This window comes from Mesorhizobium sp. P3_A8, from assembly GCF_056402995.1.
The window spans coordinates 425,422-449,241 of record NZ_JBFUGI010000001.1 but is presented as its reverse complement, the minus strand read 5'-3'; the positions used below and the strand labels follow the sequence as shown (position 1 = coordinate 449,241).

General features: G+C 64.1%; 21 protein-coding genes. 17 read left to right on the top strand and 4 right to left on the bottom strand.

The features are described 5' to 3' along the window. Nucleotides 1-116: 116 nt before the first annotated feature. From AC1DX4_RS02035 to AC1DX4_RS02005, 7 genes are all read left to right on the top strand, one after another. Entirely contained in the window at nt 117-1,079 is a 963-nt protein-coding gene (locus AC1DX4_RS02035; RefSeq protein ID WP_477218720.1) for a sugar-binding protein, read from the top strand. A gap of 115 nt (nt 1,080-1,194) precedes the next feature. Then, nucleotides 1,195-2,733 (top strand): sugar ABC transporter ATP-binding protein, encoded by a 1,539-nt coding sequence (locus AC1DX4_RS02030; RefSeq protein ID WP_477219103.1) that lies wholly within the window; start codon nt 1,195-1,197, stop codon nt 2,731-2,733. Nucleotides 2,734-2,793: 60 nt separating this feature from the next. Further along, nucleotides 2,794-3,789 carry an ABC transporter permease gene (locus AC1DX4_RS02025; protein WP_027040757.1) on the top strand — a complete coding sequence of 332 codons (996 nt, stop codon included), beginning with the start codon at nt 2,794-2,796 and terminating at the stop codon, nt 3,787-3,789. Nucleotides 3,790-3,873: 84 nt separating this feature from the next. Next, nucleotides 3,874-4,653 carry an SDR family NAD(P)-dependent oxidoreductase gene (locus AC1DX4_RS02020; RefSeq protein WP_477218719.1) on the top strand — a complete coding sequence of 260 codons (780 nt, stop codon included), beginning with the start codon at nt 3,874-3,876 and terminating at the stop codon, nt 4,651-4,653. Next, a complete protein-coding gene (locus tag AC1DX4_RS02015) occupies nt 4,650-5,246 on the top strand; it encodes an SDR family oxidoreductase (RefSeq protein WP_477218718.1) in 597 nt (198 codons plus the stop codon). The genes AC1DX4_RS02020 and AC1DX4_RS02015 overlap by 4 nt, the downstream gene beginning before the upstream one ends. Beyond that, nucleotides 5,230-6,129: an aldose 1-epimerase gene (locus AC1DX4_RS02010; RefSeq protein WP_477218717.1), complete on the top strand. Its 900-nt coding sequence runs from the start codon at nt 5,230-5,232 to the stop codon at nt 6,127-6,129. Before AC1DX4_RS02015 ends, AC1DX4_RS02010 begins: the two co-directional genes overlap by 17 nt. A gap of 185 nt (nt 6,130-6,314) precedes the next feature. After that, nucleotides 6,315-7,346 carry a substrate-binding domain-containing protein gene (locus AC1DX4_RS02005; RefSeq protein ID WP_477218716.1) on the top strand — a complete coding sequence of 344 codons (1,032 nt, stop codon included), beginning with the start codon at nt 6,315-6,317 and terminating at the stop codon, nt 7,344-7,346. Here AC1DX4_RS02005 and AC1DX4_RS02000 read toward each other — a convergent pair whose 3' ends face one another. The 4 genes from AC1DX4_RS02000 to AC1DX4_RS01985 are packed head-to-tail and all read right to left on the bottom strand — an operon-like array spanning nt 7,347 to nt 11,176. Further along, complete coding sequence (locus AC1DX4_RS02000) at nt 7,347-8,534, bottom strand: mandelate racemase/muconate lactonizing enzyme family protein (RefSeq protein ID WP_477218715.1); 1,188 nt, start codon at nt 8,532-8,534, stop codon at nt 7,347-7,349. A gap of 8 nt (nt 8,535-8,542) precedes the next feature. Further along, a complete protein-coding gene (locus AC1DX4_RS01995) occupies nt 8,543-9,532 on the bottom strand; it encodes a transketolase family protein (RefSeq protein ID WP_477218714.1) in 990 nt (329 codons plus the stop codon). Then, nucleotides 9,529-10,377, bottom strand: coding sequence for a transketolase (locus AC1DX4_RS01990; protein ID WP_477218713.1), 849 nt, complete (start codon nt 10,375-10,377; stop codon nt 9,529-9,531). Before AC1DX4_RS01990 ends, AC1DX4_RS01995 begins: the two co-directional genes overlap by 4 nt. 4 nt (nt 10,378-10,381) lie before the next feature. Continuing rightward, nucleotides 10,382-11,176 (bottom strand): SDR family NAD(P)-dependent oxidoreductase, encoded by a 795-nt coding sequence (locus tag AC1DX4_RS01985; protein ID WP_477218712.1) that lies wholly within the window; start codon nt 11,174-11,176, stop codon nt 10,382-10,384. A gap of 119 nt (nt 11,177-11,295) precedes the next feature. Here AC1DX4_RS01985 and AC1DX4_RS01980 point away from each other — a divergent pair, with 119 nt between their 5' ends. From AC1DX4_RS01980 to AC1DX4_RS01935, 10 genes are all read left to right on the top strand, one after another. Then, nucleotides 11,296-12,516 (top strand): mandelate racemase/muconate lactonizing enzyme family protein, encoded by a 1,221-nt coding sequence (locus tag AC1DX4_RS01980; RefSeq protein WP_477218711.1) that lies wholly within the window; start codon nt 11,296-11,298, stop codon nt 12,514-12,516. 139 nt (nt 12,517-12,655) lie between these two features. Then, nucleotides 12,656-15,040 carry a thiamine pyrophosphate-dependent enzyme gene (locus tag AC1DX4_RS01975; protein ID WP_477219102.1) on the top strand — a complete coding sequence of 795 codons (2,385 nt, stop codon included), beginning with the start codon at nt 12,656-12,658 and terminating at the stop codon, nt 15,038-15,040. A gap of 32 nt (nt 15,041-15,072) precedes the next feature. After that, nucleotides 15,073-16,083 carry a C-terminal binding protein gene (locus AC1DX4_RS01970; RefSeq protein WP_477218710.1) on the top strand — a complete coding sequence of 337 codons (1,011 nt, stop codon included), beginning with the start codon at nt 15,073-15,075 and terminating at the stop codon, nt 16,081-16,083. Next, nucleotides 16,080-16,808: an E3 binding domain-containing protein gene (locus AC1DX4_RS01965; protein ID WP_477218709.1), complete on the top strand. Its 729-nt coding sequence runs from the start codon at nt 16,080-16,082 to the stop codon at nt 16,806-16,808. The genes AC1DX4_RS01970 and AC1DX4_RS01965 overlap by 4 nt, the downstream gene beginning before the upstream one ends. Nucleotides 16,809-16,890: 82 nt before the next feature. Continuing rightward, a complete protein-coding gene (locus AC1DX4_RS01960; RefSeq protein WP_027040744.1) occupies nt 16,891-17,655 on the top strand; it encodes a GntR family transcriptional regulator in 765 nt (254 codons plus the stop codon). A 296-nt stretch (nt 17,656-17,951) separates the two neighbouring features. Further along, a complete protein-coding gene (locus AC1DX4_RS01955; protein WP_477218708.1) occupies nt 17,952-19,016 on the top strand; it encodes a sugar ABC transporter substrate-binding protein in 1,065 nt (354 codons plus the stop codon). 164 nt (nt 19,017-19,180) lie between these two features. Beyond that, entirely contained in the window at nt 19,181-20,248 is a 1,068-nt protein-coding gene (locus AC1DX4_RS01950; protein WP_477218707.1) for a substrate-binding domain-containing protein, read from the top strand. 68 nt (nt 20,249-20,316) lie between these two features. Next, entirely contained in the window at nt 20,317-21,819 is a 1,503-nt protein-coding gene (locus AC1DX4_RS01945) for a sugar ABC transporter ATP-binding protein (protein WP_477218706.1), read from the top strand. A 36-nt stretch (nt 21,820-21,855) separates the two neighbouring features. Continuing rightward, nucleotides 21,856-22,854, top strand: coding sequence for an ABC transporter permease (locus AC1DX4_RS01940; RefSeq protein ID WP_477218705.1), 999 nt, complete (start codon nt 21,856-21,858; stop codon nt 22,852-22,854). After that, nucleotides 22,851-23,819: an ABC transporter permease gene (locus tag AC1DX4_RS01935; protein ID WP_477218704.1), complete on the top strand. Its 969-nt coding sequence runs from the start codon at nt 22,851-22,853 to the stop codon at nt 23,817-23,819. The genes AC1DX4_RS01940 and AC1DX4_RS01935 overlap by 4 nt, the downstream gene beginning before the upstream one ends. Nucleotide 23,820: the final 1 nt, after the last annotated feature.

Here is a 23,820-nt window from a genome sequence, read left to right as displayed (position 1 = left end):
GGAACCCCTGAGGAGGAGGGGCGTCCAAGCCGCAAACGGCAAACTCAGATGAGCAAGGCAATTCTAGTGAGCAAGACCGGTCAGCCCGAAGGCTGGACCAAAACGGGAGGTTGAACATGAAGTCCTTGATACGCAATGCATCCGTGGCCGCCGCGGCCCTGGCTGTCGGCCTGACGGCGACAGCCATCGCGCGCGCCGACGACAAGCCGACGCTGGCTTTCGTCGTCAACGGCGCTTCCGATTTCTGGAAAGCGGCCGAAGCCGGCGTCAAGAAGGCGCAGGGCGAACTGCCCGACTATACGCTCGAGCTCAAATATCCGGAACAATCCTCGGTCGCCATCCAGCAGCGGCTGATGGACGATCTGGTGACGGCCGGCGTCAAGGGCATCATGGTCTCGGCGGTTGATCCGAAGACCTCGACCGATGGCCTGAACAAGATCGCCTCGGAAACAGCGCTGTTCACCACTGACAGTGACGCCCCGCAGACCAAGCGCGTCGCCTATATCGGCTCGTCCAATGTCGATGCCGGCAAGCAGGCGGCCGAAATCGCCAAGAAGGCGATGCCGAATGGCGGCAAGTGCCTCGGCTTCGTCGGCTTGCTCGGCGCCGACAATGCCAAGGAGCGCATCCAGGGCATGAAGGATGGCCTGGCCGGCACCAAGATCGAACTCGTCGACGTACGCGGCGACGATATCGACCAGGCGCGCGCCAAGAAGAACGTCGAGGACGCGCTGGTCGCCAGCCCCGACGTCACCTGCATGGTCGGCTTCTACTCCTACAACACGCCGCGCATCTATGAAGCGCTGCGCGATGCCGGCAAGCTCGGCTCGATCACGGTCGTCGGTTTCGATGACGATCCGATCACGCTGGGCGGCGTCAAGGAAGGCACCATTGCCGCCACCGTCGTGCAGCAGCCCTTCGAATGGGCCTATCAGGGCATGAAGCTGATGGCCGCATATCTCAAGGGCGACAAGTCGGGCATCCCGGCCGGCAACCTCATCATCATCCCGACCAAGATCATCGGCAAGGATGACGTCGACGCCTACGCCGCCAATCTGAAGGCGATGTCTGGAAACTAACATCGAAAGCAGTTCAGCCGGCTCAACTTTGCTTGAGCCGGCTGCGCGCATTGACGAAGACCGCTGGGATCGTCAGTCTACCGAGAGGTCGGCTCGCCAATCGCTGTCAGGCATGATGAATTATTCCGACACATCCATAGCCACGACCACACCGTTTCTCAGCCTTGAGAACGTGCGCAAGACCTATCCGGGTGTTGTCGCGCTCGATGGTTTTTCGATGGAGGTGAGACCGGGCGAGGTCATCGGCCTCGTCGGTGAGAACGGCGCCGGCAAGTCGACCTTGATGAAGATCCTTGGCGGCGTCACCACGCCGGACACCGGCACGATCACGGTCGACGGCACCGCCCACAAGGGCCTGAGCGTCGAAGGCAGCCTCGGATCCGGCATCGCCTTCGTCCACCAGGAACTCAATCTGTTCGACAATCTCGATGTCGCCGCCAACATCTTCTTCGGCCGCGAACCGTTGCGCGCCGGGCCGCTCAGGCTTGTCGACCGCACGAAGCTGCGGGAGATGGTGGCGCCGCTGTTGAAGCGGGTCGGCGCCAATTTCACTGCCGACGCGCAGGTTGCCGACCTGTCGCTCGCCCAGCAGCAGATGGTCGAGATCGCCAAGGCGCTGTCGATCAAGGCACGGCTGGTCATTCTCGACGAGCCGACATCCAGCCTGCCGCTCGCCGAGACCGACAAATTGCTCGACGTCATCAAGGCACTGAAGGCCGACGGCATCAGCGTCATCTTCATTTCGCACCGCCTGCACGAGGTCGAGCGCGTCGCCGACCGTGTCGTCGTGCTGCGCGACGGCATGCTGGCCGGCACACTGGGCAAGCGCGACATCGGCCACGACCAGATGGTCAAACTGATGATCGGCCGCATGCTGAAGGAGCGCGAAAAGGCCTCCGAGGCCGCGCGGGCGCCGGGCGCCACGGCACTCGCGGCCAAGGCCATCCGCACCCCCACCTATCCCAGCCGGCCGGTCGACCTTGACGTCAGGCGCGGCGAGATTCTCGGCCTTGCCGGCCTGGTCGGCTCCGGCCGCACCGAACTGGCGCGCGTGTTCTTCGGCATCGACGCCAGCCTTGGCGGCACGCTCGAGCTCGACGGCAAGCCGCTTGTGCTGGGCTCGGCCGCCGACGCCGTCGCGCACGGCATTTTCCTGGTGCCGGAAGACCGCAAGCTGACCGGCATCCTGCTCGATTTGTCGATCGCCCAGAACATTTCGCTGCCCAATTTGCCGGCGCATGCCAAGCGTTCGCTGGTGTCCGCAAGTGCGGAGACCGCCACCGCGGAAAAGCAGAAAAAAGATCTCGGCATCAAGGCGCCTTCGGTGCAGACACGCACCGGCACGCTGTCGGGCGGCAACCAGCAGAAGGTCGTGCTCGGCAAGTGGCTGGCCATGAACCCGAAAGTGATGATCCTCGACGAGCCGACGCGCGGCATCGATATCGGCGCCAAGGCGGAAATCTACGGGCTGATGCGTGCGCTGGCCGATGCTGGCGTCGCCGTGCTGATGATCTCAAGCGACATGGAAGAGGTGATCGGCGTGTCCGACCGCATCGCCGTCATGCATGAGGGCCAGATCTCGGGCATTCTCGACAAGGACCAGTTCAGCCAGGAAAACGTGCTGCTGCTGGCGGTGGGCAAGCAGCCGAAATAGTTTTTTGTTTTTGCCGCAGGTCTCGCGGAACCTGCTCAGGCAGGCATTGGGGAGAAGACGATGAGCAAGAAAGATCTCGGCCTGCTGATCCTGATCCTGGTGGTGGGCGCCATCGTCGCCATCATCAATCCGCGCTTCCTCTTGCCGATCAACCTCGCCAACACCTCGAACCTGATCGGCCTGTTCGGCATTCTGTCGATCGGCCAGGCCTTCGTCATCATCACCGGCGGCATCGAACTCTCGGTCGGCTCGGTGGTTGCGCTGCTGGGCACGCTGTTCATCGACTTCATCGCCGTGCGTGGTATGGGATGGCCGGTTGCCTTCGTGCTCATCCTGGTGCTCGGCGCCATCATCGGCCTGGCGCATGGCTGGCTGATCACGCGGCTCAAGCTGCAGCCCTTCGTCGTCACGCTGTGCGGCCTGCTGATCTATCGCGGCGTGGCGCGCTTCTACACCGGCGACGGCACCGCCGGTTTTGCCTTCGGCCAGAATTTTCCGGACCTCGAATTCCTCACCGCCGGCCGCTCCTATGGCGTGCCCAACAGCTTCATAGCGTTGATCGTCATTGCCATCGTCATGTGGGTGGTGCTGCACCGCTCGGTGTTCGGCCGCTATCTCTATGCTATCGGCAAGAACGAGGAGGCGGCGAAATATTCCGGCATCCGCACGGGCCGCATCGTCATGGCAGCTTACGTCATCTGCGGCGTGCTGACCGCGCTGTCGGCGATCTATTTCGCCATGTACACGCGCTCGATCTCGCCGGCCAGCCACGGCCAGTTCTATGAGCTTTACGCCATTGCCGCAGCCGTGCTCGGCGGCTTCTCGCTGCGCGGCGGCGAGGGGTCACTGATCGGCGTTGTGCTGGGCACCGTGCTGCTGCAGGAACTGCAGAACCTCGTCAATCTGCTCGGCATCCCGTCCTCGCTCAACTTCGCGGTGATGGGCGGCGTCATCCTCATCGGCGTGCTGGTCGACCAGCAATGGGGCGTGTTCCGGGCACGGCGACTGATGATCGATGCGGCCCGCAAAAACGTCGCTGGAGCGCCAGCGGAATAACGCCTTGCCGCGGCGCAATTGCTTGTCCGCGCCTTGAGAATATTATAATAGCATAACCCGAATTGGTTCGGGGGCGGACGGGACATGCGCTGCGATTTGCGAGGCAAGGTAGCGCTGGTAACGGGGGCCGCGGGCGCCATAGGCAGTTCCATCACCAGACGCCTGTCCGACAATGGCGCCGCGGTCGTCGTTGCCGACATCAACGGCGAGGGCGCCGGCCAGGTCGCGGCCGGGCTAAGCAACGCCATGGCCTGCACCACCGACATCCGTGATCCTGCATCGGTCGACAGCACGGTCGCCGCGATCATGGAACGGCACGGCCGCCTCGATATCCTCATCAACAATGCCGGCGTCAACACGCTGGCGCACCGCGTCACATTGGATGAATTCCCTCCCGAGGAATGGGATCGCATCACCGGCATCGATCTCGACGGCCTCTACATCATGAGCCGCGCCGCACTTGGGCCCATGCTCGCCGCCGGCAAGGGCGGACGGATCGTCAACATCGCCTCGGTGGTCGGGCTTGCCGCCATGCGCCTGCAGAGCCCGTTCGTCGCCGCCAAGGCCGGCATCATCCATCTGACGCGATCGATGGCGATTGAACTCGGCGCCAAGGGCATCCTGACCAACGCTATTGCCCCGGGGTCGGTGATGACGGCGCTGACCGCCAAGTTGTTTTATGGCGAGGACGGCAAGTTCGCCGGCCGCACCCAGGAATTCTTGGCCCATGTGCCGCTCGGCCGGCCGGCTGAGCCGCAGGAAATCGCCGAGGCGGTGCTGTTCCTGGCCTCGCCGGCCGCCAGCTATGTCAATGGCCAGGTGCTGGCCGTCGATGGCGGCTGGACGGCGGGATACATGATGTGAGCGACGCCATGGAAATCGACCTCAACGGTGCCGCGGTGGCGCTAGATGGCGACAGCAACCCGGTCGCCGAAGCAGCGATCACGGCGTTGCAGGCCAATGGCGGGATTCTTGTCGAGGGCTCCGACGCACGCGCTGCCGATATCCTGCTGATGTCCTGTCCGTTGCGGCCGGGAAATGCGGCCGGAGATCCGAGATCCTTCTACGCCGATGCGCGCAAGATGGCGGTGGCCATGACAGAGCGCGGCAGCGGACGCATCGTCTTCCTGCTGTCGGCTACCGCCGGCATGCCGATGCGCCGCCACCCGCGCTTTTCCATGGAAAACGCCTCGATTCTCGCCGGCATGCGCACGCTGGCCATGGAGTTCGGCCCGAAGGTGCTGGTCAATGCCGTCGGCGTAGGGGCGGTCGAGGATGAGACCATGGTGTCAGGCGACAAGGCGATGCTCAGCCACACACCGGTCGGCCGCTCAGGCAACATCGAGGAAGCGGTTGCGGCCGTGCTGTTCTTCTGCGATCCACTCAACACCTACACGACGGGCCAGATGCTGGGCGTCGACGGTGGATGGATGGCAGGCTATGGGCGCAATTTCTGAACTGGTGAACATCCGATCGGGAGCACTCGAAGTCGGGCTGGTGCCGCAAATCGGCGGCTCCGTGAGTTCGCTGCGCTGGCGCGGCATCGATCTCATGCGCCAGCTCTCGGACGACGATCGCGAGGCCGGCAATGTGCTTGGCGTCGCCATGTTCCCGATGACGCCCTATGCCAACCGCATCACCGGAAACGCCTTCGACTTCGGGGGAAAAAGCTGGCTGGTGCAACCCAACAATCCACCCGAAAAATTCAACGTTCATGGCAGTGGTTGGCAACACGCCTGGATGGTCACCGAGGCCGCAACTGCCAACGCCACGCTGTCGCTGGACATTGCTGCCGGAGCCGAGCCCTATTCGTACCACGCGACGCAGACTTTCACGGTCTCCGATGAGGGGTTGCGTGTGACCATGACACTGACCAACACCGGGGCGGTTGCCATGCCGTTCGGTTTTGGCCTGCATCCCTGGTTCGATCGCGATCCCGACGTGACATTGCAGTTCAGGGCCAGGCGCTTCTACCTTGAAGAGCCCGATGGCATTGCGGGCGATCCGATCACGCTGCCACCCGAACTCGATTTTGCCGAGCACCGGCCTTTGCCGGGCGGCTGGCGCAACAATGACTATGGCGGGTGGGGCGGTGAAGCGACGCTCCGCTTTCCGGCACGCGGCGCGGGGCTGCGCATCAAGGGTGATGCGGGTTTCAAGCACCTGATGCTCTACGCCGATCCCACCAAGTCATATTTCTGCGTCGAGCCGCAGACCAACGCCTCGGGTGCGTTCAACCGGGGCCGATGGGACGATCCGGAAGAAGGCGTGATCGTGCTCGCCCCAGGCGAAAGTGCTGCCGGCACGGTCGCGTTCACGCCCTTCGCGCTCGGGACCTGAAGAAGCCGCGCCACGCGACCCTGTTGGGCTCGAAGGACAGCCCAGCGCTTCCGCGCAATGGCGAAAATTCTTGATCATGCGTTGGCTGGGCCGGTTGCTGGAAACTGTCCGCCACAACCGCTATGAAGTGGCGACGCGATAGGCAGGATACTGCTTTGCTGGATCGCGCCTCTTGGAGCAGGGTGATGATCGACAAGCCGCCGGCGGGCGAGAAGAAGCCGCGACGCCTTGGCGTCCGCGAGATCGCCAAGCGTGTCGGCGTGGCGCCGATGACGGTATCGCGCGCACTGTCCAATCCCGACATGGTCTCGCCGGAAACGCGCGCCAAGGTGCTGGAGGCCATCGAGCAGGCCGGCTTCGTGCCCAACCGGCTGGCCTCCAGCATGCGCGGCCACGGCCGCATGATCGGCACCGTGGTGCCGCCGCTGATCAATTCGGGCATCGCCGAACAGGTGCAAGGCATGTCCGACGAATGCCATGAGAGCGGCTATTCGATGCTTCTGGTGCAAGGCGAGTTCACGCAGGAAGCCGAGGAGAAATCGATTCGCAATTTGCTTGGCTGGCGCCCGGTCGGCATGATCCTGCAGAGTTTCGTGCAAAGCGAGACGGCGCGCGCGCTCCTGAAAAGCAGCGGCGCACCGGTGGTCGAAATCTCCGAAATCAAGGGCCGCAAGCCGATCGACATGGTGGTCGGCGTCTCCAATTTCGAGACCGCCTACGCCATGACCATGCATCTGGCGGCCAAGGGCTACAAGCGTATCGGCTTCGTCTCGACGCCGGTCCACGGCAATGACCGCTTGCAGCAGCGCCGCACCGGCTATCACGCCGCACTCACCGAACTCGGCATCAAGAACCATGCCGACATGGAGGTCGAGGTGCCGATCACCGCGCAGGGCGGCGCCGAGGCGCTGGTGACGCTGACCTCCCGCCATAGGGACATCGACGCCATCTTCTTTTCCAGCGATACGCTGGCCGTCGGCGCCGTGCAGGAGTGCCACCGTCGGCGCTGGGCGGTGCCGAGCAAGATCGCCATTGCCGGCTATGGCGATATGGATCTGGCAGCCCAGCTCTATCCGCCGCTGACCACGGTCAAGGTCAACCGCTACGAGATGGGCCGGCGCGCGGTGCGGCAATTGCTGGCAAGGCTAGGCGGCGACACCAAGGTGCCAACCATCACCAGCCTCGGTTTCGAGATCGTCGACCGCGAAAGCGCGTGATCAGCTTTTTCGCTTCGGTTTCGCCGTCTCTTCACGCCGGCCGAGGCGTTTCTCCCAGCCTTCGGCATGGACGTTGAGATAGGCATTGGGATCATAGGGATGATCCTTGATCGCATCGATGTTGAGGTCGATGCCGAGCCCTGGCGCGTCAGGCAGCGACAGATGGCCGTTCTTCGCATCGATCGTTGGGTGCCAGGTCACCAGCTCGCGTGTCCACGGGTCGTTGAAGGCGTCGAAATGTTCCTGGATGAGGAAGTTCGGCACTGCCGCCGCCAACTGCAGGCACACCGCCGTCGCCACCGGGCCGCCGCTCTGATGCGGGGCGATGTGGCTGCCATGCGCGAGCGCCAGATTGGCCACCTGCATCGACGGCGCAATGCCGCCGAGCGACATCGGCTCGGGTTGGAAGATGTTGACGCCGCCGCCCGCAGCCAGCGCGTAGAACTGGCCGACCGTGTCGTACATTTCGCCGGTCGCCACCGGGATCGGCGAGCGATGCGCCACTTCGTGCACGGTCTCCTGCCGGTCGCGCGAGGTCGGCTCCTCCCACCAGTAGATATCCAGATCGGCGAATTTCTGCGCCGCCTGCAGCGCCGCGATCTCGGTGAAGCGCGCATGCACGTCGATCAGGATCAGCGTGTCCTTCGGCAGCTTGTCGCGCAGCATCCGGCAGATCGCATAGGACAGGTCCAGCTCCTCGCGCGAAATGAAACCTTGCGCGGTGCCGAACGGGTCGAGCTTAAACGCCTTGAAGCCTTTGGCCAATACTGCCCTGGCGGCTTCGAGAAAGGCTTCGGGCGTACGCTCGGTGCGGTACCAGCCATTGGCGTAGCCGAGCACGCTGTCGCGCATTTGGCCGCCGAGCAGTTGGTGGATCGGCACGCCGAGGCTCTTGCCCAAAATGTCCCAGCAGGCGACCTCGGTCGCCGCGATCACCGTGCGGTGGATATGGCCGCCATCGAGCGAAACGCTGTCCAGCATGCGTTTTGCCAGCGCGTTGATGTGGCGCGGATCCTGGCCGATGGCGAGATGCTTGAGCTCATGCACGCCGGCTTCGGTGGTCTTGATGAAGCCGTTCAGCGTGCCTTCGCCGACACCGTGGATACCCTTGTCGGTGTGGACTTTGACGAACAGCCAGTTCTTCCAGCCGGCGCCGACGGCAAAGGTCTCGATCTCGGTGATCTTCATGCGGAACCCTAACTCAGCGCAGCGATCGTCGCGATGACGGCCTCGGTGGTCAGGCCGTATTTCGCTTGCAAGGTCGGCACCGCACCACACTCGATGTAACGGTCGGGCAGGCCGATGCGCGTCACTGTCTTCGCAATGCCGGCATCGAACAAGGTCTCGACGACGAGGCTCGCCAATCCACCGACCACGACATGGTTTTCCGCCGTGACAATACGGCCAACTGAGCCGGCAAACGCGGCCACCGCTTCGGCATCGAACGGCTTGATGGTCGGCACATGCAGCGCGCCGACGGAGATACCCTGTTTGCGCAAGGCGTCGGCCGCGTCCAGCGCCCGCTCGGTCATGAAGCCGGTAGAGATGATGCCGACATCCGAACCGTCGCGAAGGCGGCGCGCCTTGCCAATTTCGAAGATGTAGCCGGGTTCGAACACGACAGGCACGCTGCCGCGCAGCAGCCGCATGTAGACCGGTCCTCGATGCTCGGCGATCGCTGCCGTCGCGGCATCGATTTCGGTGGCATCACAGGGATCGATGATGGTCAGGCCGGGGATCATGCGCATCAGCGCCAGGTCCTCGATCGCCTGATGCGTGCCGCCATAGCCGGTCGTCAGGCCGGGCAGTCCGGCGACGATCTTGACGTCGAGGTTGGAGTGGGCAAGCGCGATGGCGACGAAATCATAGGCGCGCCGCGTCGCGAACACGCCGTAGGTGGTGGCGAACGGCACATTGCCGGTGCGCGCCAGGCCGGCGGCGACGGCGACGAGGTTCTGCTCGGCCATGCCGACATTGAAGAAGCGCTCGGGGAAAGCATCGCGGAACGGCAAGATGTCGGTGTATTTGCCGAGATCGGCGGTTAGCCCGACAATATCTGGCCGGCTTTGGCCGAGCCTTGCCAGCGCCTTGCCAAAGGGAGCCTCCACGCTTTGCCGTCCGCCGCCAATGGCTTCGTCCTGGCCCATGGCCAGCGTGCGACCGGCCTCCATTGCCGCGCCGCTCATTGGGCTGCTCCCACGGTCTTCTCGAATTCGGCGATGATGCCGTCCCATTGCGTCACGTCGATGCGGAAGAAGTGCGATTTCTCAGAGGTTTCGATACGCGGCACGCCCTTGCCGGGCAGTGTGCGCAGCACGATCGCCTTCGGCTTGCCGTTGCGGTCTCTTGCATCCGCCAATGCACTGATCACCGCTGTCATGTCGTTGCCGTCAATCTCCGCTGTCTGCCAACCGAAGGCGCGCCATTTGTCAGCCACCGGCTCCATGTCGAGCACCACGGGCCCGTCGGCCTGGATGCCGTTGCAGTCGATCAACGCCACCAGCCCGTCGAGCTTGAAATGGCTGGCCGACATCGCCGCTTCCCAGGTCGATCCCTCCTGCATTTCGCCGTCCGACAACTCGACGAAGACGCGTGCGTCGGATTTGTCGAGGCGCAGGCCCAGCGCCTGGCCGACGCCTTGCCCGAGGCCATGGCCGAGCGAACCGCCGATCATTTCGACGCCGGGCGTGGTGTCGAGCGTCGACATTTCCAGCCGGCTGTTGTCGGCGCCATAGGTGATGAGTTCCTCGACCGGGATGATGCCGGCTTCGGCCAGCGCCGCCCACAGCGCGATCGAATAGTGTCCGGTCGAGAGCAGGAAACGGTCGCGATCGGGCCACGCCAGATTGTGCGGGTCATAGCGCAACTCGTGGAAATAGAGTGCTGCCAGCGCATCGGCGATGCCGAGGCCCTGGCCGATATAGCCCTGGCCCTGACCGCGCGCCATGGTGAGCATATGGCGGCGCAACTGCGTTGCCTTGCGTTCGAGCGCGTCGATATCGGCACTGCCGGGTGGAGAATTTCGCAGCATCGGATCAGTCCTTGTCGAGCCCGCCCGACATGTTGAGCCGCTCGGCGGTCATGTATTTCGGCGCGTCGAGGCAGAGCCAGATGACGGCTTCGGCCACCTCGGAAATCTCGGCGCGGCGGCCGAGCGGGATGCGGCGCGTGCGCTCGTCGAGGAACGTTTGCAGATCGTTGCGGCCGTTGGCGCGGGCAAGATCGGCCTCGGTCGAGCGCTGCATCTCGGTGTCCATCATGCCGGGCGCCAGGCTGTTGACCAGCACGCCATAAGGCGCCAGCGCCACGGCGGCGGCGCGGGTGATGGAATCGACTCCGGCCTTGCTCGCCGTGTAGGCGGTGTAATCGGGCAGCGCCATGCGCGAGCCGGGCGAGGTGATGTTGATGATGCGACCCGAGCGCTGGTCGCGCATGACCCGTCCCGCCGCCTTGCAGGCCATGGCAAGCGCGGTGACATTGAGCGCCAAGGTGCGGGTCCAGGCCTTGAAGGTGGCGTCGAGAAACGGCTCGATCACGCCATAACCGGCATTGTTGACCAGGATGTCGATGCCGCCCCATCGCGCGACGACTTTTTCAACCGCCGCTTCCGGCGCGCCTTCCCCAGTGAAATCGCTGATGATGCTTTCGTTCTCCGCTCCGGTTTCGCCGATCTGCCTGGCAGTCTCGGCAAGCCCCTCGCCATTGATATCCGTCACCGCGACGACGCAGCCGCGCCGGGCCAACTGGATCGCCACCTCGCGGCCAAGGCCACCCGCGGCGCCGGTGACCAGGGCTCTCCTTGGTATGGTGTTTTGATTTTCGGCAGGCAAGCGAACACCCTCCCGGTGACCATCTTGACGGAATTGATACCGGTACCATAAATGGCTGTCAACGCCGATGTGCTATTGTCCCATCGACCGTGCGGTCCGCTGCAATGGGGAGAAAAAAGATGAAAGTCGTCGCGCTCGAAACGCTGCAACTGGCCGAGTTCCCGTTCCTGTTCTGGCTACGCGTCCACACCGATGCCGGCCTCATCGGCACCGGCGAGACATTTTGGGCGCCGGGGCCTGTTGCCGCCTACATCCACGACAATGTCGCGTCCTATCTCCTGGGCAAGGATCCGCGCGACATCGAGCTGCATGACCGCACGCTGGGCAGCGTCTATGTCGGCGCGCGGGATTCCGGCGCCGAGGTGCGTGGCAATTCCGCCGTCAACGTCGCGCTGTGGGATATCTATGGCCAGGCGCTCGGCGAGCCGGTCTGGCGGCTGCTTGGCGGGCGCACCCACAAGACCGTGCCGATCTACAACACCTGCGCCGGCTACAAACACGTGCGTGCCACCAAGAAGAACGCGCTGTTCGAGCGCGGCGAGGACTGGTCGCTCAAGCCTAGCGATTCCAACGAAGGCCCTTATGAGGACCTGCTCGCCTGGCGCTACAATGCCGGCGACCTTGCCAGAAGCCTGAAATCGGAAGGCATCGGCGCAATGAAGATATGGCCGTTCGACATCGCCGCCGAGGCGTCGAACGGCACCCGCATCTCGCTTGCCGATCTCGACAAGGCGCTGGAGCCGTTCCAGAAGATCCGCGACGCCGTCGGCCGCGACATGGAAATCATGGTCGAGCTGCACGGGCTATGGACCTTGCCACCGGTGCTGCGCATCGCCGAGGCGCTGAAAACCTACGACGTCGCCTGGCTGGAGGAGCCGATCCGCTACAACGAGCTCGACGCCATGGCCGAACTTGCCCGCCACACCTCGATCCCGATCGCTGCCAGCGAGCGGCTGGCCTCGCGGCAGATGTTCAAGCAGCTGATCGACAAGCGCGCGGCCAGCGTTATCATGATCGACCTCGCCTGGTGCGGCGGGCTCTCCGAGGCGCGCAAGATCGCCAACATGGCCGAGGCCAGCGAACTGCCGGTCACCTTGCACGACTGCACCGGGCCGATCGTCTATGCCGCCAGCTGCGCGCTGTCGGCCACCTTGCCGAACGTTAATTACCAGGAAGCGGTGCGGGCCTATTTCACCGGCTGGTACACCGAGATCGTTGCCGACATTCCGCCGGTCAAGGATGGCCATGTCGCGCCGCTCGAAGGGCCGGGCCTTGGCCTCAGCCTGCGGCCGGAGCTGTTTCATCGGCCCGACGCCACGGTGCGCATCACCAAAATCTAGCCTCTCGCGCTGCCCCTTTTCAGAGCCAGTAGACATTATGCTATTATAATCTATGATGTGCCGAAGCGAGCGGCCAACAAGCTCGCCGCCGGCGCTTTGCCGCCCGGCGTCAGACGCATTCAGGGAGGCTTTGGTGGCAATGTCTGTGGCGCGCACACGCGAGGAGTCCAGGGGTGCGCCAAACCTCCCCGACCGGAAGACCCTGCTCGATCTGTTCGAACGCATGGTGCTGTTGCGCCGCTTCGAAAGCACTGCCCAGATCGCGTGCCGCAAAGGCGAAACGCCAGGCTTCCTGCATCTCTATATCGGCGAGGAGGCAACCGGCGTCGGTGTCTGCGCGCATCTCAGGCCAACCGACTGGGTCACATCAACCCATCGCGGCCATGGCCACGCTTTGGCCAAGGGCGCCAATCCGGGCCGGGTGATGGCCGAACTGTTCGGCAAAGTTGAGGGCATTTGCGGCGGCCGCGGCGGCACCATGCATCTTTACGACCGCTCGGTCGGCCTGTTCGGCACCAACGGCATCGTCGCCGCCGGCATCGGCCATGCCGTCGGCATCGGCATGAGCGCCCGACAGCAGGGGCGGGACGATATCGGCGTCGCTTTCTTCGGCGACGGCGCCGCCAACCATGGCGGCTTCCACGAGGCGCTCAACTTCGCCGCCGTGCAGCGGGCGCCCGCAGTTTTCGTCTGCGAGAACAACCTCTACGCCACCGCTACCCCATTGAAATCCATCACGCTCAATCCCGAAATCGCCACCAAGGCCGCCTCCTACGGCATGCCTGGCGTTGCTGTCGACGGCAATGACGTGTTCGCCGTCTGGCTGGCGATGAAGGAGGCCACCGAGCACGCCCGTTCCGGCAAGGGGCCGACGCTGATCGAGGCCAAGACCTATCGCACGGTCGGCCACCACGAAGGCGATCCGGTCATCGGCACTTACCGCACGCAGGAAGAACTCGACGCCTGGATCAAGCGCGATCCGATCGACATGTTCCGCAAGAAGCTGATCGAGGACTACGGCATCGCCGATGCGGAAGCGCTCGCGGCAATAGAGACGCGGATCGAGAAGGTGGTCGAGGAGGCGCTGGCCTTCGCCCGCAACTCGCCCGAGCCCGATCCGGCAACGGTGCGCCTGCATGTGTTTGCCGATCCGATCAATCCGGCTGTAGCCATCCAGCCGCGCGCCGTCGGCGAGACGCGCACGCAAGGCTGGCTCGAGGCGGTGCGTGACGGCATCGCCGAGGAGATGCGCGCCAATCCGGCGATCCTCTATTTCGGCGAGGGCACCGGCGAACGCGGCGGCAGTTTTGCCCACACCAAAAATCTCTGGCAGGAATTCGGCGCCGATCGCATGGTCGACACGCCGATCTCCGAACAGGGTTTTACCGCTGCCGCCGTCGGCGCTTCGGCCACCGGCGCCCGCACCGTCTCGGACCTGATGTTCGCCGACTTTGCTTTCGAAACCGCCGGGCAGATCTTTTTACAGGCGGCCAAGCTGCGCTACATGACCAGCGGCCTGATGAGCGCGCCGATGGTGGTGCGCGTCGGCGCCGGCGCTTTGCGCTCCTCCGGCCCGCATCACAGCGGCATTTATCACCCGGTTTTTGCCCACATGCCGGGCCTCATCGTCTGCGTGCCTTCGACCCCGGCCGATGCCAAGGGGTTGATGAAGACGGCGCTGAGGGCTGGCGATCCGGTCATCATGCTGGAACCCAAGGCGCTGTTCGCCTCCAAGGGCGAGGTGCCGGTAGGCGAACACTATGTGCCGTTCGGCGTCGCCCGCATCGCGCGGGCCGGCTCCGACATCACCATCGTTGCCGCCGGCCAGATGGTGCAGCGCGCGCTGGAGGCTGCCGAGACGCTGGCGGCCGAAGGCGTCGAAGCAGAGGTGATCGACCCACGCACCATCATGCCGCTCGACATCGACTCGATTGTCGCCAGCGTCAGGAAAACCCATCGCTTGCTCGTCGTCGATGAGGCCTGGGCGATGTGCGGCCTTGGCGGTGAGATCGCGCAAGCCATCAACGAGCTCGCCTTCGACGAACTCGACGCGCCCCCTGGCAGGCTGCACACGGCGCCAACCTCGCATCCCTTCGCGCCGGTGCTGGAGCGCGCCATGCTGGTCGACACCGCCCGCATTGTCCAGGGCGTGCGCGATGTCATTGCCGGCAAGCCGCCGGTGCCGGATCACTGGTACACGGTCGGCCTGAAAAGTGCTGCGCCGGCTAACCCTGCGCCTGTTGCCGCCAAGCCGCAGCCCGTCGCGCCAGCGGTTGCCGCTCCCGGTGACGACGAGCCGATAACAATGCCGTTTGGCGATCTCACCGTCAGCGAAGGCACCGTCATCAAATGGCTGAAGGCGGTCGGCGATGCGGTCAGGGAAGGCGAACTGATCGCCGAGATCGAGACCGACAAGGCCGTTGTCGAAATCGAAGCGCCCATCAGCGGAACACTCAGCGCCATCGATCAGCCGGTTGGCGCCGTGGTGCCGATGGGCGGCCGCATCGGCGGCATCAAGAAATAACCATCCGTACCCATCAAATTCGAAGGGCAAGCATGAAGATCCTGTGCGCCAACTGGCAAGCCGCCGACGAGGCCGAACTCGAGCGCGAGCATTATCCCGATATCGATTTCGTCCTCGCCCGCTCGACCAACGACAAGGCCGCGACGCTGGATCCGGCCGTCTGCGAAACGGTCGACGCCGTCATCAACTATTCGCCCACGCACAATGTCGCCGCCGCTCCGACCGCGTTCCCCGGGGCGAGGATCGCGGTGCGCTCCGGCGTCGGCTTCGACAACATCGACACATCAGGCTGGGGCATGCGCAAGATACCGGCCTGCAACGTACCGGACTATGGCACGACCGAAGTGGCCGACCACGCCATCGGCCTGATGCTGGCGCTGACGCGAGGCACCTCAGCCTATGGCGCCGAGCTTTCCGGCCATGGCGCCGAAGGTTGGCATTTTTCGAAAGCGCCGTTGGTGCGCAGGCACAAAGGCGCCACCTTCGGCATAGTCGGGCTCGGCCGCATCGGGCTTGCCACCGCACGTCGTGCCGCTGCCTTCGACATGAAGGTGGTGTTCTACGATCCGCATCTGCTGTCCGGTGTCGACCTGTCGACCGGCTATGAGCGGGTCCATTCGCTGGGCGAACTGATGGGGCGGGCGGATGTCGTCAGTGTCCACACGCCGCTGAGCGAGGAAACCCGCAAGCTGCTCGGCGCCGCCGCCTTCGCCGCGGCCAAGCCTGGTCTCGTGCTGATCAACACCGCGCGCGGTCCGATCGTCGATCTCGACGCGCTGGAAACCGCCATGCGCGAGGGCACAGTCGCCGGCGCCGGATTGGACGTGCTGCCGAACGAACCCGGCGATCTCGATCATCCGCTGCTGGCGGCATGGCGCCGCCGCGAGCCATGGATCGCCAATCGCCTGATCGTCACCCCGCACGCCGCCTTCTACAGCCCGGCATCGATGCGCGACCTCCGGCTGAAATCGATCGAGGTGGTGCATGCCTATCTCGTCGATGGACGGCTGACCAACTGCGTCAATTCAGAGTATCTGAAATGAATGCTGCCGTTGCACGGACAAGGCGTCTTGCGGTTTCGCCCTATGCGCGCCGTTTGGCGCGAGAACGCGCGCTGCCGCTTGAAACGCTTCGCGGCAGCGGCCCAGGCGGGCGCATCCTGGCCGCCGATGTGCAGGCCTTCGTTCCGGTTGTCGCGCCGGTCATTGCGTCTGATGTCGTCGCCCCTGCGGCGGCGCCTTCCCCGGCCGCTCCCCGGATCGCCGCCTTTGCGACGTCCGTTGCTCTTGGCGCGCTGCAAGACCTGTTGGCGGCGCTTGAGAACTTGGGAAATGTATTCGCTATCGACGACGTGCTGCTGCGCGCTGCTGGTCGAGCATTTGCCGAGATATCGGACGCCGCCAAGGGCGGCGACGCTTCCGTGGCGCTGGAGCTGGCGGGCCGGCAAACCGTGTTCGCAGTGATCTCCGAAATGTCCCTGACGTCGCTGCGCGCAATGCGGCTTGCGGCATTGGCCGACAGTCGTGATGAAACGGAAACCCCGGCGGACCTGTCGCTGCGGCTGCTGCCGGCGAGCGACGTCCGGCCGATGATGATGCCGCTCCTTGCCGGCCGCTCCATGCGCCTCACCGTCTCGCTCGACGCGGCGGGCGACCACGCCGAATGCCTGCTGACGGTGGATGCGGCAAGCCTCGACGAGGCAATCGCTGCCGCTTGGCTCGGGGCCCTGAAATCGGCGATCGAACACCCACTTCGGCTCTTTGTCTGAGGCGGTTGATCGTCAACAGCCTTGCCTAGCCTCGGGCGCAGGAAGCTATTATAAAAGCTTCGACACAGGCGTGACGAGGCACATGGACCATCCCACCATCGACAGTCTTCCCAAGCGTACACTCGGCCGCGCCAACGGCCCGCTTTATCGCCAGCTCGCCGATCTTCTGCGCGAGCCGATCGGCAACGGCACCTTCCCCGTCGGCGGCGAGTTGCCGAAGGAAGCGACCATTGCCGAACATTTCGGCGTCAGCCTGATCACCGTGCGCCAGGCGCTGCGTGACCTCGAGGCCGACGGCTTGATCCGGAAGCGCTCGGCCAAGCCGGCCGTGGTCGCGGCGCGCAGCCCCTCGGTCAATCTGAGCTGGAAGTTCAAGAACTTCGCCGACATGGCGGCCTTCACCAAGGACGCTGAACTGACGGTGAAATCCTATCGCAAGGAGGTTTCGCCCGTGCTCCAGCGCCATTTCGGCATGGGCAAGGACGAGGCGGGCTATTGTCTGCGCAGCGTCCTGTCGATCGGCGAACAGCGCAAGGCGCAGATCACCACCTATTTCCCGCCCGACATCGGCGCGCGCCTGAAGCGGGAAGACTTTTCCGACGTGCTGATCTTCCGTTCGGTGCAAAAACATCTCGGCCTGCGGCTCGACGTGGCGCATGTCACGGTGCGCGCCGAAATCGCCGACGAGGCGGTTGCCGCCGACCTCGGCATCACGCTCGGCAGTCCGGTGCTGACGGTGGAGATGCTCTACCAGTCGGCGGACCAGCGCAGCATCGAATTCTCCGTTGCCCGCCACCCCGCCGATATTTTCAGCATCACCTACGACGCGCCCAACGACCTGTCCTGAACCCGGTCGGCGACATTGGCGTCCGCCGATTTCCTGGTCTCGGTCATGGACAGCCTTATAAAATTATAATAGCATCATAGCTAAGATGAAGGCTGCGCGGAGGACCACGATTGAACGTGGATGCGAAGCCTCATCCGACGCTTAGCATTTGCCTGGTGCATGTCACCCAGGATGCGCAGCGGTTCTGGGACAACGGCATGCACAAGAACAAAGTCTGTCCATAAGGGGTGTGCCTCGAAGGTACTCGATAGACGGCGGCGTCCGCGCTGCCGACACCAACACGGGAGGAGGAAATCATGAAAGCAGGCGTATTTTTCGCCGGCCTTGCGGTGATTGCGACGACGTTCCTGTCGGTCGAAACCGCGCCGGCCAATGCACAGGACAAGAAGCCCTACACCATTTATCTCTCAAACAATTTCGTCGGCAATGATTGGCGCCAGCAGATGCTGCGCAGTGCCGATATCGCGGTCAAGAAGCCGCCGCTTGCCGGTCGCGTCGACCTCAAGGTCGAGGTGGTCGAGACGACGGTCCAGGCGCAGATCAATTCCCTCAACAACATCATTCGCAACAAGCCCGACGCCATCGTCATCGACGCGGGCTCCGGCGAAGCCCTCAACCCGACGATTGAGAAGGCCTGCAAGGCCGGCATCGTGGTCATCGCCTTCGATCAGATCGTCAGCGCGCCCTGCGCCTACACGATGGAGTCCGATTGGGGCCGGGCGCCGCGCGTCGAGGCCGAGTGGCTGGTCAAGAAGCTCGGCGGCAAAGGCAAGATCCTCGTTGACCGTGGGCTTGCCGGCGCTCCAATCTCCGCCCAGCTGCAGGGTGGGTTCGAGGAAGTCATCAAGAAATACCCAGGCATTGAAGTGGTCGGCTATTTCAATGGTGACTATGCGCTGGGGCCGGAACAGGCTGGCGTCGCCAGCTTGCTGGCGGCGCACCCGCAAGTCGACGCGATCTTCGTCCAGGGCTACGGCGCCGGAGCGATCAAGGCGCTGCAGGATGCCGGGCGTCCGATCGTTCCCATCACGGGCAGCCCTTTCAACCTGACGACGACGACCTGTGCCCAGACCCAGGGCGCCCAGTGCATCCTTGCACCCAACCCGGCCTATCTGTCGGCCGAGGCCTTGAAACTTGCGGTCGAGATACTCGACGGCAAGAAGCCGGCGGAGAAGAAGATCCTGCTGCGCAATGCCTTCCTCACCACCGATCCGGTCCCGTCGGAATTGTATCCCGATGCGACCATGCAGAAGATAGAGGTTGGCAAGAATGCCTTTCCGGACATGGCACCGGGACTGTTTCTTCCGGTCAGCCCGGATTGGGTTGAAATCACCCCGGCCGAGGCCGCCGGCTCGAAATGACGATGCCTTCCGACGGCGACGAAATGGTCGCTCCAGGCCTCTCCAATGCGCCTTGGCTTAAATTGACAAGGCGCATTGGTACCGGTATCAATTTACACGCAGCGCCCACCAAGATGGCGAAGTCCGTCACCGGCTGATGCAGGAAACACCAAGGAGGAGAGACCATGAAACTGAAGACAGTTTGCGCCGGATTGGCAGCGCTTGCCATCTCCGCGATCGCCGTCGGCACCGCGCCGAGCCACGCCGAGGACAAGAAGCCCTACACCATCTATCTCTCGAACAATTTCGTCGGCAATGACTGGCGTCAGCAGATGGAGCGTGTCGCCACCGTGTCGGTGAACAAGGGGCCGCTGAAAGGCCGCGTCGACCTCAAGATCGAGAATGTCGAGAACACCGTCCAGGCGCAGATCAACTCGCTGAACAACATCATCCGCCAGAAACCTGACGCCATTCTCGTCGATGCCGGTTCGGATTCGGCACTCAACCCGACCATCAAGAAGGCCTGCGACGCCGGCATCGTTGTCATCAGCTTCGACCAGGTGGTGACCGAGCCCTGCGCCTTCGCCGTTGCCTCCGACTGGGACCGGATCCCTTCGGTGATGGCCGAATGGATGGCGACGCAGCTCGGCGGCAAGGGCAACATCATCCTCGACCGCGGCCTCGCCGGCGCGCCGATCTCGGCGCAGCTGCAGGGCGGCTATGAGAAGGTGCTGGCCAAATATCCCGACATCAAGGTGGTCGGCTATTACAACGGCAACTATGCGCTCGGCCCGGAGCAGTCAGGTGTCGCGGCCCTGCTTGCCGCCAATCCGAAGATCGACGGCATCATGACGCAAGGCTATGGCTCCGGCGCCATCCAGGCGTTGAAGGATGCCGGCCGGACGATCGTCCCGGTCGTCGGCTTCTCCTACAACGTCGCCGCCGTCACTTGCGCGCAGACGCAAGGCGCCAAGTGCATCCTTGGCTCCAACCCGGCCTATCTCTCCTCGGAAGCGATCAAGCTGGCGGTCGACATTCTCGACACCGGCAAGAAGCCGGTCGAGCGCTCCGTTTCGGTCAAGGGTGACTTCGTCACCACCGATCCCTTCGAGTCCAAGCTCTATCCCGGCACCAAGATGATCAAGATCGCGATTGGCGAAAATGCCTTCCCCGACCAGGCGCCCGGACTGACGCTGCCGATCACGCCCGATTGGGTCGAGATCACCGCTGCGGAAGCCGCCGGTACCAAGTAACATCCTGTGACCACGACCCTGTCTCCCGGCATCGCAAGATGTCGGGAGAGCTTTTCGAAAGCGAAAGCATGGACCTCGTCACCGTCAACGGCCTGTCCAAACGCTATGGCGGCATTGTCGCGCTGAGCGAGGCGACATTCAGCGCCCGCGCCGGCGAGGTGCACGCCCTGCTCGGCGAGAACGGCGCGGGCAAAAGCACCTTCATCCAGATCCTGTCCGGCGCCGTGCAGCATGATGGCGGCTCGATCCTGGTCGACGGCCAGGACTATCGCCCGGCCAATCCGGATGCCGCGCAGGCGCGCGGCATCGCCGCCGTCTTCCAGGAACTGTCGCTGATCCCCGATCTCAGCGTCGAGCAGAACATCTGGTTCCGCCACGAACCGCGAACGTTGCTGCGCACCGTCAATCGCGCGGAGATGCGCCGCAAGACGCTGGCGCTGCTGGAAAAGTACAATTTCCCGACGCTGCGTCCCGACCAGGAGTTGCGGCGGCTGACCCTGGCCGAACGGCAGATCGTCGAGATCGCCAAGGGCCTCGCCAAGGACCCGCGCATCCTGATCCTCGACGAGGCGACCTCGGCGCTGCCGGCGCGAGAGGCCGAATGGCTGCTCAAACTCACCCGGCAACTGGCGGCCGAAGGCAGGCTGGTCATCTTCATCTCGCACCGCATGGCCGAAGTGCGCGCCATCGCCGACCGGCTGACCATCTTCCGCAATGGCGCTACCGTCGCCGCGCATGAGGCCAACGCCGTGTCCGACAACGAGATCGTCACGCAGATGATCGGCCGGCATCTCGACCGGCTCTATCCCGAACGCGTGGCAACAGCGACCGATCGCATTGCGCTGAGGGTCAGGAATTTCTCCAGCGGCAGCCGCCTCTCGGGCGTCGACCTTGCGCTTCGTGAGGGCGAGGTGCTCGGTGTCGGCGGCTTGCAGGGTCATGGCCAGCGCGAACTGTTCCAGTCACTGTTCGGCGCCACCAGAGCGAGCGGCACGATCGAGCTGTGGGGCAAGCCGGTCTCGATCAACAATCCGCGCCAGGCGCTGACCGGCAAGGACGGCATTGCCCTGGTGCCGGAGGACCGGCGCGGGCAGGGCCTGCTGCTGACCAAGAGCGTGCGCGAGAATTTGACGCTGTCGGTCATCAAGCGCTTTACCGAAAACGGCTTTCTCAGCCGGCAAAAGGAAGCCGCCCTGGTCAAGGAGATGGTCGATTTCCTGCGCATCAAGGCTGGCACGCCGGAGCAACTTGCCGGCACGTTGTCCGGCGGCAACCAGCAGAAGGTGATCTTCGGCAAGATGCTGCTTACCGAGGCGCGCGTGCTGCTGCTCTACGATCCGACGCGCGGCGTCGATGTCGGCACCAAGGGCGAGATTTTTCAGCTGATGCGAGATCTTGCCGCCAAGGGCTATGCGATCCTGTTTCATTCCAGCGACATGCCGGAACTCGTCCATGTCGCCGACCGCGTGCTGGTCATGCGCAACGGCCGCATTGCCGCGACGCTGGAAGGAGATCACATTTCGGAGGAGGAAATCCTGCGCGCGGCCATGCTTGAAACCAAGGCGGCCTGAGGCATGGTGATGTCAGCTGCGGAGGGACCGTTGGAGATGGCTCAAAGGTCAGCTGAAGAGAAACAAGCCAGGCCGGCCATCGATTGGCGCGGCCGCTTCCTCGACCGTGCGCCGTTCCTTGTCGCTTGCCTGATGCTGGCCTTGATCGTTGCCATCTACGGCAGCCTGCAGTCCGGTGTCTTCACGCTGGACGAACTCAACCTCGACACGGCGGCGGCGATGACGCTGATGCTGGCGGCGACCGGGCAGACCATCGTGCTGGTGCGGGGCGGCATTGATCTGTCGATCGGCGGCATGATCAGCCTCGGCACGGTGATCGCCGCCACGCGCTTTACCGACGACCCTTCGACCGTGGCACTCTGGACACTGATCATTCTCGCGCTTGGCTTTGCCATCGGTGCGCTCAACGGTCTGCTGATCTCGCTGCTCAAGCTGCAGCCCTTCCTGGTGACGCTCGCCACCTGGTCGATCCTCAACGGCGTCGCCATGATCATCCTCCCGACCGATGGCGGCAGCATTCCCGGCTGGTGGGTCGGCTTTGCCTCCAGCCAACTTTTCGGCCTGACCAGCCCGGTCTGGATGCTGCTGGCGCTGCTTTTGTTCTGGTGGTGGTTTCGCGCGACCCGGGTCGGCATTGCCATCCAGGCAACCGGCTCGAACGAGAAATCGGCCTTCCTGTCCGGCGTCTCGATCACCCGCGTCAATCTCGTCACCTACGGCCTGTCCGGCCTGTTTGCGGCCGGCGCAGCGCTGTTTCTGGTGACGCAGACCGGCGCCGGGTCGCCGACCATCGGCAAGGACTATATCCTGCCCTCGGTGGCGGCGGCGGTCATCGGCGGCGTCAGCCTGTTCGGTGGTCGTGGCCATCTCGCCGGCACGCTGATCGGCGCCTTTGTGCTGACCCTCATCGGCAACCTCGTCTTCGTCCTGCATGTGTCGAGCTACTGGCAGCCGGTCGCGTCCGGCGTCATCCTGCTGCTCTCGGTGCTGGCCAGTTCCGTCGCCGAAAAGGCCGCAAGGAACCGTGTCCAATGAGCGCCTTCCTCGCCCGCAACCGGCTGATCGTGCTTGCCTATGCCGGCATGGTCGTGCTGCTCCTGGTCACAGCGCTTTTCTCGCCCGGCTTCCTCTCGGTCTCCAACATGCGCTCGACCGTCGTGCTGGCAGCCTTCGTCGGCATCGTCGCGCTCGGTCAGACCTTCGTCATCATTGGCGGCGGCATCGACCTGTCGGTGCCCTGGGTGCTCAATTCGGCGGCGATCATCATGGCGCTGCTGTGTGGCGGCCAGGATTTGCCGCTGGTCTGGGTCATGCCACTGCTGCTTGCTGGCGGCGCCTTCATCGGCCTGATCAACGGTGTCGGCGTTGCCCAGTTCGGCGTGCCACCGATCATCATGACACTGGCCACCAACGTCATCCTGCAAGGCTTGATCCTGGTGTTGACCGGCGGCTCGCCGACCCCCTCGGCGCCGGCCTTGATCCAGTTCCTGTCGGTCGGGCGCATCGGCGGTTTTCCGGTGATTGCGCTGATCTGGCTGGCGCTGACGCTGCTGGCGACGCTGCTGCTCTCCAAGGCGGCGTTCGGCCGCCATCTCTATGCGCTCGGCACCAGCGCCACGGTGGCCGAATTCTCCGGCGTGCCGACGGCGCGCACCACCATCCTCACCTATGTCATCTCGGGCCTCACCGCCGCCTTCGCCGGCATGCTTTTGACCGGCTATTCCGGCCAGGCCTATCTCGGCATGGGCGACGCCTATCTGTTCACCTCGATCGCCGCGGTGGCCATCGGCGGTGCCTCGATACTTGGCGGCAGCGGGCACTATCTCGGCACTGTCGCCGGCGCCATGGTGCTGACCATCCTCACCGGTCTTTTGCCGGCGCTGAACCTGTCGAGCGGCGCGCTGCTTATCGTCTATGGCGCGGTCATCCTGCTCACCGTGTCGATCGGCAGCGAAACCTTCGCCGGCCTTGGCGGCAGACTGCGCAGAAAAGAGGGCTGAC